This window comes from Kitasatospora sp. NPDC005748 (assembly GCF_040630735.1).
GTDB lineage: Bacteria > Actinomycetota > Actinomycetes > Streptomycetales > Streptomycetaceae > Kitasatospora.
The window spans coordinates 1-17,972 of record NZ_JBEXYD010000029.1; the positions used below are offsets into that span (position 1 = coordinate 1).

At 71.2% G+C, this 17,972-nt stretch carries 16 protein-coding genes and 1 pseudogene; 8 read left to right on the top strand and 9 right to left on the bottom strand.

All coding sequences use genetic code 11. The features are described from left to right. Positions 1-215: 215 nt before the first annotated feature. Entirely contained in the window at positions 216-1,298 is a 1,083-nt protein-coding gene (gene hisC, locus ABZ495_RS21110; protein ID WP_359837395.1) for a histidinol-phosphate transaminase, read from the bottom strand. Positions 1,299-1,657: 359 nt separating this feature from the next. On the opposite strand from hisC, the gene ABZ495_RS21115 reads away from it, so the two are divergent. The 3 genes from ABZ495_RS21115 (at position 1,658) to ABZ495_RS21125 (ending at position 5,463) form a co-directional block, all read left to right on the top strand. Next, positions 1,658-2,815, top strand: a complete 1,158-nt coding sequence (locus ABZ495_RS21115; protein WP_078879728.1) for a LacI family DNA-binding transcriptional regulator — start codon at positions 1,658-1,660, stop codon at positions 2,813-2,815. A gap of 301 nt (positions 2,816-3,116) precedes the next feature. After that, positions 3,117-4,322, top strand: a complete 1,206-nt coding sequence (locus ABZ495_RS21120; protein WP_359837397.1) for a metallophosphoesterase — start codon at positions 3,117-3,119, stop codon at positions 4,320-4,322. A 214-nt stretch (positions 4,323-4,536) separates the two neighbouring features. Beyond that, complete coding sequence (locus ABZ495_RS21125; protein WP_359837399.1) at positions 4,537-5,463, top strand: hypothetical protein; 927 nt, start codon at positions 4,537-4,539, stop codon at positions 5,461-5,463. Positions 5,464-5,532: 69 nt separating this feature from the next. Here ABZ495_RS21125 and ABZ495_RS21130 read toward each other — a convergent pair whose 3' ends face one another. Further along, a complete protein-coding gene (locus ABZ495_RS21130; RefSeq protein ID WP_359837402.1) occupies positions 5,533-6,510 on the bottom strand; it encodes a LysR family transcriptional regulator in 978 nt (325 codons plus the stop codon). Between the two features lie 123 nt (positions 6,511-6,633). Here ABZ495_RS21130 and ABZ495_RS21135 point away from each other — a divergent pair, with 123 nt between their 5' ends. Next, entirely contained in the window at positions 6,634-7,026 is a 393-nt protein-coding gene (locus tag ABZ495_RS21135) for a VOC family protein (RefSeq protein WP_352295022.1), read from the top strand. A gap of 114 nt (positions 7,027-7,140) precedes the next feature. On the opposite strand, the gene ABZ495_RS21140 is transcribed toward ABZ495_RS21135, so the two are convergent. After that, on the bottom strand, positions 7,141-9,519 hold the full coding sequence (locus ABZ495_RS21140; RefSeq protein WP_359837404.1) for a PKD domain-containing protein: 2,379 nt from the start codon (positions 9,517-9,519) through the stop codon (positions 7,141-7,143). Between the two features lie 178 nt (positions 9,520-9,697). Beyond that, positions 9,698-9,891, bottom strand: a pseudogene (locus tag ABZ495_RS21145) (phosphomethylpyrimidine synthase ThiC); the annotation flags it as partial. A gap of 229 nt (positions 9,892-10,120) precedes the next feature. Here ABZ495_RS21145 and ABZ495_RS21150 point away from each other — a divergent pair. Both ABZ495_RS21150 and ABZ495_RS21155 read left to right on the top strand, forming a co-directional pair. Beyond that, positions 10,121-10,543: a CBS domain-containing protein gene (locus ABZ495_RS21150; RefSeq protein ID WP_359837406.1), complete on the top strand. Its 423-nt coding sequence runs from the start codon at positions 10,121-10,123 to the stop codon at positions 10,541-10,543. A 449-nt stretch (positions 10,544-10,992) separates the two neighbouring features. After that, complete coding sequence (locus tag ABZ495_RS21155) at positions 10,993-11,820, top strand: phosphotransferase (RefSeq protein ID WP_359837409.1); 828 nt, start codon at positions 10,993-10,995, stop codon at positions 11,818-11,820. Here the strand turns inward: ABZ495_RS21155 and ABZ495_RS21160 are convergent. The 4 genes from ABZ495_RS21160 to ABZ495_RS21175 form a co-directional block, all read right to left on the bottom strand. Then, the gene (locus ABZ495_RS21160; RefSeq protein ID WP_359837411.1) at positions 11,808-12,605 is read right to left on the bottom strand and encodes an aldo/keto reductase; all 798 of its coding nucleotides are present in this window, start codon (positions 12,603-12,605) and stop codon (positions 11,808-11,810) included. The genes ABZ495_RS21155 and ABZ495_RS21160 overlap by 13 nt on opposite strands. Further along, positions 12,539-13,732: a cupin domain-containing protein gene (locus tag ABZ495_RS21165; RefSeq protein WP_359837413.1), complete on the bottom strand. Its 1,194-nt coding sequence runs from the start codon at positions 13,730-13,732 to the stop codon at positions 12,539-12,541. The genes ABZ495_RS21160 and ABZ495_RS21165 overlap by 67 nt, the downstream gene beginning before the upstream one ends. Before the next feature lie 75 nt (positions 13,733-13,807). After that, entirely contained in the window at positions 13,808-13,978 is a 171-nt protein-coding gene (locus tag ABZ495_RS21170; RefSeq protein ID WP_359837415.1) for a hypothetical protein, read from the bottom strand. A gap of 184 nt (positions 13,979-14,162) precedes the next feature. Beyond that, complete coding sequence (locus tag ABZ495_RS21175; RefSeq protein ID WP_359837417.1) at positions 14,163-14,645, bottom strand: ATP-binding protein; 483 nt, start codon at positions 14,643-14,645, stop codon at positions 14,163-14,165. A 184-nt stretch (positions 14,646-14,829) separates the two neighbouring features. Between ABZ495_RS21175 and ABZ495_RS21180 the strand changes: the two genes are divergently transcribed. Beyond that, positions 14,830-16,140, top strand: coding sequence for a hypothetical protein (locus ABZ495_RS21180; protein WP_359805804.1), 1,311 nt, complete (start codon positions 14,830-14,832; stop codon positions 16,138-16,140). Here ABZ495_RS21180 and ABZ495_RS21185 read toward each other — a convergent pair whose 3' ends face one another. Then, positions 16,141-16,674 carry an NUDIX hydrolase gene (locus ABZ495_RS21185; RefSeq protein ID WP_359837419.1) on the bottom strand — a complete coding sequence of 178 codons (534 nt, stop codon included), beginning with the start codon at positions 16,672-16,674 and terminating at the stop codon, positions 16,141-16,143. A gap of 588 nt (positions 16,675-17,262) precedes the next feature. Here ABZ495_RS21185 and ABZ495_RS21190 point away from each other — a divergent pair. Next, positions 17,263-17,901, top strand: coding sequence for a hypothetical protein (locus ABZ495_RS21190; protein WP_359837421.1), 639 nt, complete (start codon positions 17,263-17,265; stop codon positions 17,899-17,901). The last annotated feature ends 71 nt before the right edge of the window (positions 17,902-17,972 follow it).

Sequence of the window (17,972 nt, forward strand, 5' to 3'; positions counted from 1 at the left end):
GGAGTGGGAAGTCGGACCGGCCGACTTCCCACTCCGCCGGTCGGGCCGTCGGACCACGGCGTCACCGGCTCGGGGCAGCACCCGGACAGGACCGGGGCAGCACCCAGACAGGACCGGGGCAGCACCCGGGCAGGACCGGGGCACGCCCGGGCAGGACGACGCAGGGGCGCACCGCCGAGCGGTGCGCCCCTGGTGAAGCCGGTGTCCGTACGAGGTCAGCCGTCGATCGTCTTGCGGAACGCCTCGGCCACCGTGAGGAAGATCGAGTTGCCCTCGACCTCGCCGATCGAGATCCGGACGCCCTCCGGGAACGGGCGGACGATCACGCCGGCGTCGGCACAGGCCGCCGCGAACTCCTGGGAGCGCTCGCCGAGCGCCAGCCAGACGAAGTTGGCCTGCGAGTCCGGGATCTCCCAGCCCTGGGCGCGCAGCCCGGCGACCACCCGGGTGCGCTCCTCGACCAGTGCGTCGACCCGGACCATCAGGGCCTCCTCGGCCCGCAGCGAGGCGACGGCCGCGTTCTGCGCGAGCTGGGTGACGCCGAACGGCACCGCCGTCTTGCGCAGCGCGTTCGCCACCGGCTCGTGCGCGATCGCGAAGCCGACCCGCATGCCCGCCAGGCCGTACGCCTTGGAGAAGGTCCGCAGCACGCAGACGTTGGGGCGGTCGCGGTAGAGGTCGATGCCGTTGGGGACGTCGGCGTCGCGGATGAACTCGATGTACGCCTCGTCGACGACCACCAGGATGTCGGCGGGCACCGCGTCCAGGAAGCGCTCCAGCTCGGCGCGGTGGATCACGTTGCCGGTGGGGTTGTTCGGGTTGCAGACGAAGATCAGCCGGGTGCGTTCGGTGACCGCGGCCAGCATCGCGTCCAGGTCGTGGTCGCCGCCCGCGGTGAGCGCCACCGGGACGGGGGTCGCGCCGGCGACCTGGGTGATGATCGGGTAGGCCTCGAAGGAGCGCCAGGCGAAGATCACCTCGTCGCCCGGGCCGGCCGTGGCGAGGATCAGCGACTGGGCGACGCCGACCGAGCCGGTGCCGGTGGCGATGTGCTCGGCCGGGACGTCGAAGCGCCGGGCCAGCTCGGCGGTCAGCTCGGTGACCGCCATGTCCGGGTACCGGTTGAGCGAGCCGGCCGCCGCGACGGCCGCTTCGAGCACGCCGGGCAGCGGCTCGTACGGGTTCTCGTTGGAGGACAGCTTGTAGGCGTCGGCGCCGGCGGGCTTGCCGGGCTTGTAGGTGGGGATGCCGTCCAGGCTCGACCTCAGCCGAGGCCCCTGCGCTGCCGTTCCACTCACGGTCCTTCTCCTTCTCTCTCCGTCGGGCCCACTGCGTCGGGCCCGCTGGTGCGTCCGCTCCCGCGCCGGACGGGATCGCCGCCGTGCCCCGGGATCTCGCAACGCACCGGACCACCCCGGTCGGGTGCCCTGAACGATACCGACCGCGGCTCACCCGTAGGAGTGAGATGCCCGGTCGGGTTACTGGTGCAGATCAGCCATTCTGCAGGGTTCCTTTGGCACATGTCAGAGGTAAGACGGCTGGTTTCGTGCGGGTATCGAAGGGGCGCACACGGGCTCACTCTTGGAGAAACGTATCTCCAAGGACCCCCGATGCGCCGGTCACAGACCCTTGTCAGGAGCCATACGATCGGTCCGCCATGACAGCAGCAGCCAACCAGAGCGGTCGGCGACCCACCACCTCGCGGCGTCTGGAGCGGGCCGGCATCCGGGATGTGGCAGCAGCCGCAGGAGTGTCGATCACCACCGTCTCCGACGCGCTCAACGGTAAGGGCCGCCTGCCCGACGAGACCAGAAGCCGGGTGCGCGAAGTCGCCGAGCGCCTCGGCTACCGCCCCTCGGCCGCCGCCCGAACCCTGCGCACCGGGCGCTCCGGCCTGATCGGACTGACCGTCACCACCTACGGCGAAGAGCCGTTCACCTTCACCGAGTTCGCCTACTTCGCCGAGATGGCCCGGGCCGCCACCAGCGCCGCGCTCGGCCGCGGCTACGCCCTGGTGGTGCTGCCCGCCTCCTCCCGGCACGACGTCTGGGGCAACATCGCCCTGGACGGCACCGTGGTGATCGACCCGCCCGACCAGGACCCCCTGGTCAGCGAGCTGTACCGGTCCGGCGTCCCGGTGGTCAGCGACGGCAAGCCGGGCAACTGCCCGGTCACCGCCTGGGTCGACAACGACCACGAGGCCGCCGTGCTCGGCATCCTCGACCACCTCTCCGAGGCCGGCGCCCGCCGGATCGGCCTGCTCACCGGCACCAGCACCGACACCTACACCCGGCTCTCCACCGAGGCCTACCTCGGCTGGTGCGCCAAGGTCGGCCAGGAGCCGGTCTACGAGACCTACCCGGCGCACGACCCGGCCGCGGGGGCCGTCGCCGCCGACCGGCTGCTGGCCCGCCCGGACCGGCCCGACGCCGTCTACGGGCTCTTCGACCCGAACGGCACCGACCTGCTCGCCGCCGCCCGGCGGTACGGCCTGCGGGTGCCGGACGACCTGCTGCTGGTCTGCTGCAGCGAGAGCGATGTGTACGCGACCACCGAGCCGCCGATCACCACGCTCTCGCTCAAGCCCCGGCGGATCGGGACGACGGTGGTCAACCTGCTCATCGACGCCATCGAGGGGGTGGACTCCGGGACGGGCGTGGACATCGCCCGGCTCTTCCCGCCCCGCTTCCGCACCGCCGGGACGGGGCCGCCGCCCGGCACGCTGATGCCCACCGAGCTGATCGTCCGCGCGTCCTCCCAACGGCGGAGTCCGCGCACCACCGTCAGCCCGCCGCGCCCGCCGGGCGAGGTGTAGGGGGGCAGACGGGCGGTGCGCGGGCCGGCGCTGGCGGTCGGGCAGCCCGTCCGGGCCGGCCGCCCGGCCCGGTGCGTGGGCCGAGCACCGGTGCGGCGGCCGGTCCCGGGCTCCCGGCTCGGCATGGTCCTGTCACGGACCGGCACGCATCGCCACGGACGGCCGCAGGTGATCATCTTGCGGTCTAGACCATACCTAGCCGGGACAAAACGGACCTGACGGACCGCCCGGCTGACGCTCCGGAGGATTGGATACCCACCAGGTGACGACGCCGGGAGAGTGGTCTTCCTATGATGGGCGAATGACACCCGAGGACCGCTTCCCCGGGCCTGAACACCCCGACTCAGGCCCCCGCCACCAGCCGGACCTCGACGTGCTGCCCTTCGGCACCTACTACGAACCCGAGCCGACCGGGTATGCCGAGGCGGCCTACGAGTCGGAGACCTACAGCGGCTACGGCGGTGCCCGCTACCTCGAACAGCACTGGCCGGCCGCCGGGCACCCGCAGAACACCGGTCACCCGCACGGCGTCGGGCACCCGCACGCCGCGCAGACCGAGCACCGCGGGTACGAGCCGACCCTGCCGGACCAGCCCTCGCCCGCGCACCAGAACGACGACCCGCCGACCATCGAACTCGGGCCCCCGCTGCCCGAGCCCGGCCTGCCCTACCACCCGTACCCGGCGCCCGCCCCGAACGAGCCGCCCGGCCCGCTCTACGTGGTCGGCGACGTGCACGGCTACCTCGACGAGCTGCTCGCCGAACTGCGCCACCAGGGCCTGATCGACGCCGAGGGCCACTGGGCCGCCGGGCGCTCGCGGATTTGGTTCCTCGGTGACTTCACCGACCGCGGCCCCGACGGCATCGGCGTCATCGACCTCGTCATGCAGCTCGCCGCCGAGGCCGCCGCCGCGGGCGGCTACTGCCGGGCCCTGATGGGCAATCACGAACTGCTCTTCCTGGGCGCCGCCCGGTACGGCGACGAACCCGTCCAGTCCACCGCCGGTACGGCCTCCTTCCTGGCCGCCTGGCGGCTCAACGGCGGCCAGCAGCACGACCTGGACCGCCTGGAGACGCACCACATCAGCTGGCTCTCCCGGCTGCCCGCCATCGCGCTGGAGGAGGGCCACCTGCTGCTGCACTCCGACACCACCGCGTACCTGGAGTACGGCGACTCCATCGCCGAGGTCAACGACGCCGTCCACGACCTGCTCGCGGACGAGGGCGTCGACGAGTGGTGGGACTGCTTCCGCCGGTTCACCAAGCGCTTCGCGTTCCGCGGCGACGGCGGCCCGACGGCCGCCCACGAGCTGCTCGACACCTACGGCGGCGCGCGGATCGTGCACGGCCACAGCCCCATCCCGTACCTGACCGGCGCGGTGCACGCCGACGACGGCGCGCCACCGCACATCCCGGGCCCGTACGTCTACGCCGACGAGCTCGCCGTCGCCATGGACGGCGGGGTCACCATGGAGGGGCGGCTGCTCGTCGCACGGCTGCCGATCTGACCCCCCGGCCGCCCCACCGACCCCAGGGCGAACACCCGTTCCCGGCGCCCGGGCCGTAGCGCACGCGCGGCCCGGGGCGCGAAATTCCGGAAACTTACTGTCTGCGCGGCCGTGACCACCCCTACCATCGAGGGCACACCACACCCGGCCGCCCGTGTGACGGCCCGTCTCCCTACCCGTCTCCGTGCACCGCGACGGAGCGAACGGGGTTGGCATGAACGGGGTCCCCATGAACAACGCCCCGCACCTGCTCGCCGAGGACCGCCCTGACTACGAGCGCCTCCTCGACGAAGCACTGCGTGACGGCACCGTCCTCACCGCCCTGCGCACGCCCGGCGCACTCACCGCCGACCAGTTGCGCATCAAGGCCCTGCGCGCCGCCGACGGCGTCGCGGCTGCGGCGGCCACCGAGTACACGCACTACCTCCGGCTCCGCGACAGCCTGCGGGAGACACCACCGCCCGCCCGGAGCGGCGAGCCCAGCGCGCCCGGCCTGCTCACCCAGCTGCGCTCCGCCAACGGCGGCGCCGGGCTCTTCCCGGTGCTCACCGTGCTCACCCCGATCCTGGCCTGGGCCGCCGCACTCGTCCTGCTGCTGATCGGCTACACGCTGCGGGCCGCCGACCCCGAGCTGCGGCTGGCCCGCTCGCTGCTGACCGCCGGCTGGCTGGCGCTGGCGGCCGGCGTGGTCGCGATGGCGGTGGGCATCGTCGGGCTGATCCTCACCGCCCTGCGGGACGGCGCCGGCACCCCGACGCCCCCCGGCACCGACCCGGACCTCGCCGCCGAGCTCGCCGAGGCCCGGCGCGACTGGCAGCGCGCGCTGCGCGAGCGGGCGTTGCTGCCCTACCTGCACACCGCCCTGCGCGCCGACCCCACCACGGCGCCGGGCATACCGGGACCGGGCGCCGGACCCGACACCGCCCACCCCGGCAGCGCCCGCCCGGACACCGGCCGCCCGGACTTCAGCAGCCCCGGCTACAGCGGGCCGGGCTACAGCGGGCCTGGCTTCACCAGCCCCGGCGCCGAGGGGCTCACCGACCCGCAGGGCCGGGAGCCGCGCACGGCCTCCTTCAGCACTCCGGACTTCACCGGCCCCGGCTACACCGGGCCGGGGTTCACGGGGCCGGACGAGGTCTGACCCCGAGGGACGGGCGGGTGGGCCGGGGCGGGTGGGCCCGGGTGGGCCGCCGCCCGGACCCACCCGGCGTCAGTTCGCCGCGGCCGCGACCGGATCGGCCCCCGCGACCGGATCTGCCGCCGCGACCGGACCTGCCCCCGCGACCGGATCGGCGCCGGGCTCCGGCCCCGCGCCGGCGTCCGTCGCGGCGCGGACGAACGCGCGGACCCGCTCGGTGGTGTTGCTCTCCAACCAGACCAGCCCCCGCTCGATCGGCGGCGCGTCGTGGATCGGCACGTAGGCGACGTCCGGGCGGGGGTAGTACCGCCGGGAGTGCTCGCCCACCGGCAGGACGCCCCGGCCCATCGCCACCAGCGAGAGCATCTCGGAGAAGGTGTTGCCGACCGGCCCCTTGGGCACCGGCCGGCCCGCCGGGGTGCGCTCCGGCGTGCGGTCCCGCTTGAACTCGACCGAGGTGACCGCCGGGTACTGCACCACCGGGTGCTCGGCGAGGACTTCGAGCGAGACCGACTCCGCGCCGGCCAGCGGGTGCCCGGCGGCCACCGCCAGGACCCGCCGCTCCTCCATCAGCGCCGGCCCGCAGGCCATCCCGTCGAACGGGAAGGCCGCGATGAGGAGGTCGACGGAGCCGTCCAGCAGGCTGGACCGGGAGTTGAACAGCTGCACCTCCCGGACGTCCACCCGGCAGCCCGGGTGGCGCTCGGTGAACAGCCGCACGGCCCTGAGCAGAACCGGCGCGGTCCACTCGCCGAGGAAGGCGACCCGCAGCTCCCCGGTCACCCCGCGCCCGGCGTCGACGGCGCGGCGCACCGACGCCTCGATCCCGGCGGCCAGCGGCGCCAGGTCCCCGGCCAGCCGCTGCCCGATCGCGGTGAGCCGCACGGTCCGGCTGGTGCGCTCGAACAGCCGGGCGCCGATCCGCCGCTCCAGCTTCCCGATCACCTGGCTGATCCGGCCGGTGCTGACTCCCAGGCGCTCGGCGGTCCGCCCGAAGTGGAGCTCCTCGGCGAGGGTCAGCAGCGCCTCGATCTCGTGGCGCTCCCACACGGCCGGCTCCCATCGTTTACTTCCGGTGAACGATCCTGGACCGATCGAGCGTTGATCCCCCGCCCGGGGCGGTCCGATCATGGAAGCACGTCACCCCGCCCGCCCCACCCCCGGGAGTCCCCAGTGAGCGCCGTCCGCGTCAAGGCCTTCGACCACCTCGTCCTCAACGTCCGGGACGTCGAGCGCTCGCTGGACTTCTACGCCGGCCTGCTCGGTCTGGCCCCCGTCCGCGTCGACGAGTGGCGGGCCGGCAAGGTCTCGTTCCCCTCCGTGCGGGTCAGCCCGGAGACCATCATCGACCTGACCGCCCGCGAGCGCGGCGGGTCCAACGTCGACCACATCTGCCTCACCGTCGACCCCCTGGACTGGCAGGAGGTCATCGACTCCGGCGTCTTCACCGTCCTCGAAGGCCCCGTCCCCCGCTACGGCGCCCGCGGCAGCGCCACCTCGGTCTACGTGCAGGACCCGGACGGCAACACCGTCGAACTCCGCTGGTACCCCGAGGACGCTTCCTGAGCGCCGGACCCGGCCCACGAACAGGCCGAGGACACGCCGGTACAGGGGTCCGGCGTGCCCTCGGCCGACATCCGGCGGGGGTGCCGGGGCCGCTGGCGGCCCTGGCCGTACCGCCTACACGTTCGGGTGGACGAAGTCGATGTCGGACTGCCCGGTGTACGCGCGGCTGAGCAGGAAGCGGGCCTCGGACGGCCGGTACACACCGTAGGTGGTGCGGCCGGTGCCACTCCAGTCACCCACGATCGGCAGGTCGCCGGGCGCGCCGAAGCCGGCGGTGGAGACGCTGCCGTCGTCGTGCCGCAGCGCGAAGACACCGAGGCCCTTCAGGCCCTCGGCCGGCCGGTAGATCCCCAGCTGGGTGTGGCCGGCGCCGTCCCAGTCGCCCACCACGGGCAGGTCGCCGGCGTCGCCGAAGACGGCGCTGCTGAAGCTGCCGTCGTCGTGCCGCACGATGAACGCCCCGGTGCTCGGACGGTAGACGGCCAGCTGCGCGTGCCCGTTGCCGTCCCAGCGGCCCGGCACCGGGACGTCCCCCGGGTCGCCCATCGGCACGGCGGTGACGCTGCCGTCCTGGTGTCGCAGGCCGAAGGTGCTCGAACCCGGCCGGTAGATGCCCGCCTGGTCGTGCCCGGTGCCGTCCCAGTCGCCCGCGACCGGAGTGTCACCGGCCTGGCCGAGGTAGATCCGCTCGCCCTGGCCGGTCGGCGCGTTGGTGGTCAGCGGGGTCAGCGCGCCGTTCCGGTAGAACGCCACCGTGGCGGGCTGCCCGGTGGTCCAGCGGCCGGCGATCGGAGTGGCCACCGAGACCGGGTACGTGATCGAGGCCGAGCGGCCGTGGTCGTCCGTCACCGTGTGGGTGACGGTGTACGTGCCGGGCTTCGCGTAGGAGTGGCGCGCGGTGGTGGCGCTCCCCGCCACCGGCGCGGTGCCGTCACCGAAGTCGAAGCTCCGGGTGGCCACCGGCCACGGACTGACCGTCGCGGTGCCGTCGGCCAGCACCTCCTGGCCGCCCGTGTTGTAGGGCGACAGCGCGAGGGCGGGCCGGACCGGGCCGGGAGCGGCGACCGTGACCCGGGTGGACGTGGTCTTCGTCAGGCCCAGGCCGTCGGTCGCGGTCAGCGTGGCGGTGTAGGTCCCCGGGGCGTAGTCGTGCCTCGCCGGGAAGGTGACCGGGCCGACCGGCGCGCTGCCGTCGCCGAAGTCCAGCGTGGCGGTCGCGGGGGACCAGGGCGAATCGACCCGGCCGTTGATCACGGCGGTCAGCGGCTGCCCGGCCGGCGGGGTCGACGAGACGCTCAGCGACACGGCCAGCGGGTCCTGCGCCTCGACCGCGCCCCGGTCGTAGTAGCCGACACCCGTCCCAGTGTTGGCGACCACCGGGTTGTCGGCCCGCGGCCTGCCGCGCCCGTCGGTGGTCAGCGTGCCGGGTGCGGTCGCGTCGGCCGAGTCGACGGCGGGGGAGTCGGGGCGCGACAGGTCCGCACGGGAGGCGGACAGGTCGTGCGCGCCCTGGCCGGAGGCCTGCTGGAACTGCGCGACCGTGGCGTACGTCCGGCCCGCCCAGCTGTACGGCGTCCGCGTCAGCGTGGTGACGAGGTTGTAGTCCGCCTTGGTCCCCGCGGTCGAGCCGACGGACACCGAGAGGTCCTCGTGTCCGGTGGACGCGCAGCCGCCCCAGCTCGGATGGCCGTTCTCGTCCCCGTCCAGCACGTTGTTCTCGACCGTCGCGCCCGTGGACGCCCCGGCCAGCTCGACCAGCGGCCCGCAGGAGGCCTGGACGGTGTTGCCGGTGACCACCGCGTCCGGAGCGTCGGTGATCCGCACCCCGACGCCCGAGTTGGAGCTGAGGTAGTTGGTCGTCAGGACCGCGTGCCGCACTCCGGCGTCGACCTGGACGCCGCCCGCGTGCGAGGCGCTGATGTCGTTGCGGCTCAGGGTGACGTCGCTGCTCGCACCGGTGATCCGCGCGCTCGGGTACCCGGTGCCGACCGTGCTGTCCCAGCCGGAGCTGTAGACGACCAGGTCGTCGATGGTGACCCGGCTGGAGTCGGTGACCAGGACGGCCTCCCGACCGGAGCGCCCGAAGAGGTGCCGGACCACGACGTCGTGGACGCCGGTGAGGGCGACGACGTTGCTGAGGCCCCCGTACTCCCCGAGGACCGTCCCCCGGCCGGCCGGATCCTCGGTGTAGGGCGTCCCGACGAAGGTGATCGGCGCCGTCGGCGTCCCGGAGCGGGTGAGCGCGATCGGCTCGTTGTAGTCACCGCCCGCGATGTGCACGGTCTGCCCCGGCCGGACGGCGTCCGTCGCGGCGCCGATGGTGCAGAAGGGCGTGCCCTGGCCCCCCGCGGTGGGCGCGGAGTCGGAGCAGGACGCGGACGTGTTGTCCACGTACAGATCGGTGGCGTCGGCGCTCGCGGTGGCGACCGAGGTGATCGCCCCGGTGACCGACAGGACCAGAACGACTGCAGCCGGAATACGTGCTCTTCGCACGGTGGTTCCCCCATGATTCACGCGATGGCGCCAGAACGGCGGAGCACACATTCGTGTGATCAACATGCTGCTGTCAAATGCATTCCACCCCCGACGGCGAGCCCGGGCACCGCAATCCCGGCGCGGTCGCCCGGACGTGGAAGCGCACCGGCCCGCGACTCCCCCCTTCGGGTCGCGGGAACTCGCGGGCCGTCTCCGGGTCGAGGGCCAGGTTGAACTGGTCCTCCCCGCGGAACTCGAAGCGGGCGTCGGAGAGGGTGTCGTCCCAGACCTGGGCGCCGGGGTGGCCCTTGGCCAGGTCGGCGGCACGGACGGCGATCTTGTAGGTGATGACGCCGTCTTCACGTCGTCCCGGTTGGGCAGGCCCAGGTTGAGTGGCGCCTCCGCCGGTGTGTGGTTCCCCGCGCGGCCGCGCCCCGCGTGTGCGAGGCGTCCTGGGCCGTTTCCCGAGACTGCTCCGGACCCCGTCGGGCCGGGCCCGACCGGCATAGCCTGGGCTTCATCCAGGGCATTCCACATCCGGTCCCGTTCCGGCTTCGTTCTGGGTGCAGGACAGCACCGGGCGGCGCAGAACCGCCCGGAGGCGGGTCGGTTCGACGTCATGAGCACCCAGTACGCACAGTCCGCGAGCCACGGCCTCACGGTGTCGGACGCGATGGAGCCCTACGAGTACCAGATCGCCGACGACATCACCGTCGACCGGGCCAACGAGATCTTCCGCGGTGCCCACGTCGCCTACCTGCTGGTCCGCGACCACGACGGCCGCTGCGAGGGGCTGGTGACGCGGGCCGGTCTCGATTCGTTCCTGACCCGCTCCTGGTACGCCGAGCGGACCCCGCTGCGCGACACCGCGCACCAGCGGGGCCCGTTCGCCCGGCCCGAGATGGCCCTCGGCCTGGCGGCGCTGGCGATGAGGATCAAGTCCCTCGCGATCTGGCCGGTCATCGACGACGACGGCTACCTCCTCGGCATCCTCACCGCCGACCGCGTGGCCGGCCTGACGGCCCCTCACCCCGTCGCCTGACCGTCCCTACGGGTCAGCGCGGCGCGGTCACCCCGGCGGGCGAACTCCCCCGCCCCGCCGACCTCCGGGGCGACGGCCGCTCAGAGCCCGAGGAGGCGCAAGAACGAGTCGGAAGGACGACACCGAGCCGGTAGGGCTCCGGACGAACACCGAGGCGTAGACCGTACAGGTCACGGCCGATGGCTGACCGCCGTTCGTCCGGGCTCCCCGCTACTCGATGATCCGGGGCGAACGGAACCCGTCAAGCCCGCGCCGCTCACCACCGTTACCAGGTGCAGGCCCGTACGCACGGCCTTGACCGAACCCGCCCGCCCCTAATCTCGGCAGCTATCGGGGCGCCCGGCCGGAGTGGTCACCGCTTGCCGAAAACCCTTGCCACGAGAGCGAATCGGATGCGGCACGACCAGCGAAGTGCCTCCAACTTGGCCCGGAATCGCTACCGTTGCCCCATGACAGATCTGCGCCGGGTGCCGGTTGACGAGGTACTGGAACGGGTCGAGACCGCGTTGGGGACCCAGCTCGATCGTGCGACGGTTGTCCGCAAGCGTCGATCCGTAGGCGCTCGCACCGGGCGCGGCACGTGGGTGCGGATCGAGCGGCGCGGGTTGGACCGGATCGGTGTGCAGGGCGGGGACGGCACGCCCGCGGCCGAGGCACTGGACGGCATCGCGAAACCCGCGTGGCTGGCCGGCCTCGCATGGCGGGACGAGGCCGAGCCGGTGATGTGGCGAGCCGACGAAACCAGGCTTCTACCAGCCGAGCCGGCGGGGCCCGCAGTCGTGGCGGACCAACCCGAGCTACCTCCCGGGTGGTGGGCACAGCTGAACGCGTCTCTCGATGCACTCGCTCGGCAGCGGACGAACCGGATCGCCACCCCCGACACGGAGACCATCACGCAGGAGCTGGTGACCCGGACGATCCATCAAGTGTTCCCAGTTGTCGATGCGACGGTGAGCGAGTGGTGTCCGGCGCATGCGGATCTGAACTGGGCGAACGTGACGGCGCCGGAGTTCTGCGTCTTCGACTGGGAGGACTGGGGGATGGCCCCGCGCGGCCTGGACGCGGCCACGCTGTGGGCGGCGTCGCTCGCCGTGCCGGAGCTGGCCGATCGCGTCCGCGCCGAGCGGAGCGCCGACTTCGCGCGCCGGGACGGCAAGTTGATGGCGTTGTTCGTCGCGGCGAAGATCCTCGGGCCGTACGGGCATTCCGAGGACCCGCGCCGCGATGGTGCTCGCGCGCTGGCGGAGCAAGCGGTGAAGGAACTTCAGGGGGACTGACACAGAAGCTGCCGGTAGGCCTGGACGACCTCGGTGTCGATCTCCTGGCCCAGGCCGCCGAGCAGTTCCCGCAGGTGCTCGGCGTCGTCGGTGCTGACGGCCACCGCGTCCACTGCGGGCAGCGCGAAGGCGACTCGGAACGCCGCCTGCACCGGAGTGGCAACTGGAGACCGCAGGAACATCCTCGGGTCCACCTTCTGCCAGACAGGTGCGGTGGTGCTGCCACCGAAGGGGCTCATGCCCCACACCGCTGTCGGCCGCCATGCGGTCACCAGTGCCTCGGCAGCGTTGAGGACGCTGCTGCTGACCAGGAGCCCGGAGCGAACCATCAACGTGTCGGGCCGGGGCAGGTCGATGCCGACCAGCAGGCGCGGGTCCCAGGTGGAGATCCCCCAGGAACCGCACAGCCCTCTCTCCGCCGCGTCGGCCAGGACCGCACACGCCTGCGACAGGGTCTCGGCATCCGGAGCGGAGTGCTCGGGGTTGTGCAGGAGCACCGTGTCCGGCTCGCGGCCGAGACCCACCACAGCCTGTTCGACAGCGTCCCGGAGCCGGGCCTGGTCGAGGCTGTGCCCGCCCTCGAAATACCCGACCTTGGTGGAGATCGAGAACTTCGGGAGCAGGTCGCCGGCGCCCGCCGCGAGGGCGCTGTGGGATCGGTGCCCGAGGTAGTTCGAGGCGGTGTCGAGCGCGGTGACGCCGAGGTCCAGAGCGCTGGTCAGGAGGTCGCGTCGGTGACGAGACCGGTGTAGCCCGAGGACAACTCGTCGGTCAGCGGTGCGCACAACTCCTCCTTGATCAGGATCTCCGCAACCTCGTGGATCTCAGCCCCGGCGACGGCCGCGGCCTGGTCGAGCTGGACCGGGCAGCCGCTGAGCAGCAGCCGCAGGGCGGGCAGGGCCTTGGCGGCGAAGGTCAGCTTCTTCCCGGCTGCCCACACGTCCACGACGTCCCCGAGCTCCGCGATCCGGGGCGGGAAGTGGGCGGTGCACACCACTCCGTGGAGCGGGCCGAAGATGCCGAGGTAGGGCACGTGGCGTCCGGGAGTGGTCTGCTGGCTGTGGGCGGCAAGGAAGTCCTCCGGTCCGCGCTGGCCGACGAGGCGGGTGGCGGCTTCCACGAGCGCGCCGCTGCCGGAGCCGGAGCGGTCGAGGTCGAGGCGGAAGACCTCCTGTTCGCGGCACCAGTCGCCCAGCCAGGCCATCCAGGAGGCACCGGTGCGCTTGGTGATGCCGAAGGTGACGTGGAGGCTGTGACCGGCCCCGCTCCCGGTGCGGGTGGCCTGGTGCCAGTGGCCGCGCGGGATGTGCATGACGTCGCCGGCCTGGAGCGTGCCGTTGAAGATCACGGTGTCGCTCAGGGTGTTGTTGGGGTCGGAATCCCGGTACATGGGCGCCGTGCGCGAGGTGCCTCGCACCTCCCAGTCCTTCTCCCCGGAGAGCTGGACGACGATCACGTCGTGGTCGTCCCAGTGCAGCGGGAAGCCGGCGGCGTCGTTGGTGGTGAGGTACGCGTTCACCTGCACCCGCTCGTGCGCCCACCACTGCAAGGCGCGGCAGGTGACCTCCATGGTGGGGTCGAAGACGTTGACCTGGTCCATGATGAGCGTCGCGCCGTCGCGGAGCAGGTCGCCCAGGCGGTGCATGTTGGCCATCGGGATGGACTGTCCGCGCGGGCTGACGGTGTCGGTGAAGTACACGGCCGGGTGGACTTCCTCGCCTTTCTGGAAGGCGCGGAACTGCGGCCGGTTGAGGCTGCGTCGCATCGCGACGTCGAGCAGCTTGTTCGGGGTGAGGATGCGCGACAGCAGCGAGTCGTCCTCGATCTGGCCGAGCGCGAAGCCGTTGCCGATCGGCTCGGAGCTGCCCCAGCCCAAGGCCGTCTCGATGGCGGTGACCAGATGGTGTTCCACTATCTACCTCCATGGGAGCGTGCTGGAAACGGGGCGGGAGCCGCGAAGCCCCCGCCCCCCTTGGAGTGACCGGGCCTACTCGACGTCGGTCAGGTTGCCGTCACCGCCGGGCCACGGCGAGTCGCCGGACGATCCGGCATTGTCGGAGCGGAGGCTGTCGTACCGGTCCTGAACGGCGGTCAACTCCTCGACCGCGACCAGCAACCCGCTCGCCTCCGTCGCCGGCTTCTTCGTGGCGTTCTCCACGTCGGTGCTCCTTCCTACATGGCTTCCGCCCACCTCTGGGCGGAAGGTCTGAGGTGAATCGCCCTGTGCTTCGGGCACGTGGGTGTGGAGCTGTGACGGCGCCGACCGTGGGGTTGAAGCGGTCGGCGCCGCCGATCCACCCGGCCGGGATTCCCTAGCGTGGCCAGGTGGAGCTTGAGGGAGCTCAGACGGTCCGCGCGACCGGATCCGGCCGGGCCTGTGCGGCATGGACGAGCACGGAGAGTCGCGCGTCTCCCGTCACCAACTGGTCGGCCGCGATCTCGAACCACACGACCTTCCCGACCCCTGCGGGGTGCCACCCCCACGAGTGCGACAGCCCCGCGACCAGGATCAGGCCCCCGCCGCCGGTCACGGTGTCCTGCGCCGAGTCCGGGTTCGGGAGCCGGAGGCTGGTGTCCGCAACCTCCACCCGCAGGTGAGTGCCAGTCCAACGCACCATCACCTTGCAACGAGCCTTCGTGTGCTCCATGGCGTTCGCCAACAACTCGCTCGTGCACAACTCGACATCGCGCAACGCGTCGTCCGACAGCGGCACGCGCCAGAACCGCGCTACGTCGACGACCAGCCGTCGAGCCGACGCGATGGCCGCTGCATCCGGCTCAACATCCCACTCCTGCGGCACTGGGAACGAAGCTGCCTCGCTCATCAGCACTGGCCGCCCTTCGTACTGGTCGGGTCGTTCCTCCGGGCTCGCGCTCGGAGGACCCCAGGATTTCCGAGCGGGCAGTTCCGGGATAAGGGCCACGTGATTACCCACCATGGGTAAACTCGCGGTCAGTTACGCCACGTGACACGGAGTGATACCTTTCCCGGTGCTGGGGGTGCCGGACATGAGCGATTCCGCACGATCGCCCGGGTTGCCGAGTCGCCTGCTGGCCGACCCCGAGATGGTGGCCGCGTGCAGGGCACGGGACTTCGCGGTGATCTTTCGGCTGGCCAAAGCCCGAGGTGGTTTCCACCCGTCCCGCATCGCGCGGGTGTGCGGGCTGACTCCAAGCCGTGTCGGCGAGGTGATCGCGGGGCGCCGGGAGATCGCCAACATGACCGTCATCGAGCGCATCGCCGACGGCCTCCGAATCCCCGGCCACCTGGTCGGTCTGGCCCCCCGAGCTTGGGAACGCCCGCAGGTCCCGGCTCAGCCCGTGGCGCTACCAGCCCGGCAACGGGCCACAGCTCCTGCGGATTCGGTGCTGCCGAGCCGCGAGCTGGATGACATCCTCGCCATAGCGGCCAGCACCAGGGTCACGCCGACGGTTCTCCGATCCCTTCAGGCCTCCATCGAGGACTACTGGCGACGCGACGACGAGCACGGTGGCGAAGCCCTCCGACCGGCCGTCATGGGCCAACTTCGCTATGTCCTGGACGTTCTGCGCGACACGACCGATCCCAACTACCAGCGCAGCCTGCATGGCATCGCGGCCGAACTCGCGCGCCTCACCGGATGGACCTACTTCGACGCCCGGCAGTACAGCACTGCCCGTGGCTACTTCACCGAAGCTCTGCGTCTGTCGCGCGAGATCGACGACCGCCCGTTCGTCGCCAACGTGCTCTCCTGTCTCAGCCTCCAGGCCACGTACGAGGACAGGGCGCATGAGGCGATCGTCCTTGCCCGGACCGCACAGGACACCGCACGACTCAACGGCGGCACGCCAAGGTTGATGGCCATGCTGGCGATGCGAGAAGCCTTCGGTCACGCCAGCGCGCATGACCGAGAGGCCACCCACCAGGCCCTCGATGACGCACGGCGGCACTTCGAGCGCGTCGATCCAGCAGACGACGACCCGCTCTGGGTCCAGTACTTCGATCAGACGAAGCTCACCGTCGACACCGGCATCGCGCTGGGCCAGCTCGGCGACACCGTGGCCGCCGAACCGCTCATCCAGGAGGCGCTACGGGCCGAAGCAGCCGCCAACCTGCGCGGCCGCGCGTTCCACTCCTACTGGCTGGCCCGCACCCAGCTACAGCGCCACGAAATCGACTTGGCCTGCACTACGGCTGGCCAAGCCCTTGCCCTGGCAACCGAGGTGGGATCCCCGCGCGTGCTCGCGCACCTTCGGGAGTTCCGCCACCTACTGACCCCCTACCGCAGCAACCGGCTGGTCGCCGAACTATCGGCCCGCATCCAGGAGATGAGCGCCTGACTACAGACCGGCCTCATCAAGCAGCAGGTACAGCACACCGACCAGCGAACCGCTGCTCACGATCTCGCGTCGGTCGATCATTCCGCGCAGCTCGGACAGCGGGATCCACTCAATCCGATCCGACTCGTTGCGCTCACTCGGCGGCCCGGCGTACTCGACGGCGTCGGCCCGGAAGATGAAGTGCTCCGAGTCAGTGATCCCGTTCGCCGGCTGGGCATAGATCAGCGGCTTGACCTGCTCGACGGTCCAACCCGTCTCTTCCAGCACCTCGCGGGCGGCGGCCTCCGCCGGGGTCTCGTCTGCCTCGATCAACCCCATGGGCAGCTCCCAAGCCCACGAGTCGGTGATGAACCGGTGCCGCCACATCATCAGCACCTGCTTCTGATCGTTCACCACCGCCGCCACCGCCAGGTGCCGCAGCTTGAGCACATGATGCTCCCACCGGTGCCCGTCCGGCTGCTCGACGTCGACCAACCAGACGTTCACCCAGGGGTTCTCGTAGATCGGACGTTCCCCGTGGATCTTCCACTGCATCGCTGCGGCCCCTCTCCGTGGACCTTCAGCATGTCAGAGACGGGCGGCCCGCCGATTGCTTTGACCAATTCGCGTCAGACCGACGAATACCAGCGGATGCTGGCCTCTCCGCGAGGCCACTCGCTCAGAAGCTCTCGACGACCACCCGTTCACCAAGCGTGAGCGCCCAAAGCTCCACAAGGGCCAGCGCTTGAACCGTGAGCGTATGGACTTCCTCTTGATGATGCCTGGCAACATCCGCATCGTGATCGAGGCGGACGGTAAGCAGCACTACGCCAAGGGCGACGTCGCAGCACCGCAGTCGTAATCCGAGATGGTGGCCGAGGATCGAACCCTCCGACTCAAGGGGTATGAGGTCTACCGGTACGGCGGCTACGAGTTGACTCAGGATCCTTCAGCGGCTGCCAAGTTGCGTGAGTTCTTCGACGGTCTTGAAGCCAGATACATCGGTACATCGCTGTCATGACCGATGCGCGCACCACCGGGAAGAGGCCAACATGCTGCTCCGTCCCGCGCGTGAACTGCTCTGTGGCAGTGTGACTATGAAATCGGGTGCGCCGTCCAAGGCGCCCGAGGAGACTCACAAGCATGGACGCATCTGACGAGACGATGAGCTTCACGGATCCGCCGGCGTGGCCTCATGCAGAGGCTGACCTTCTGCATGAGGAGCCTGACTGGCAGGCCGTGGCCTGTCTCGACTTTCCTCGGGATCGCTGGCTTGGCTACCTCCGCGGCTACGCGAAGGCCGCGGAGATCATCGTAGACGAGGTCATGTCCACTGGGCGGGGCCAAGACACGCTGATCTACCCCTTCGCAATGTGCTGGCGGCACTACGTCGAGCTTCATCTCAAGACCTTGATCGAGCTGGCGAGCGTCTATCTCGATGAGCCACATGAGCTGCTGCGGAGCCACAGCATTGAGGTCCTGTGGCGCAGGGCACGGCCACTTCTGGAGCGTTCGTTCCCTGGCGATGACCAAGCGGAGCTGGACAACACGGAGCGTGTGCTCTTCCAACTCCATGGCATGGATCCGAGCTCCGAGGGCTTTCGCTACCCGGTCCGCAACAGTGGTGATGCCACGCTCGACGGCGTTACCCGCATCCACATCCGTCACTTCCACAACGTGATGGTGGGCATTGCCGGGCTACTCGACGCCGCCGATACAGGCATCCGAGAGATGACGGACAGGAAGCATGAGATGGCTGGGTACAACCTCTACGGCGGCTGAGGTCAAGACTGTTCGATCCCTGGCGAGCCGTCGCCGGGTAGGGCGTCCTGGGAGGCCCTATTGTCTCGGGG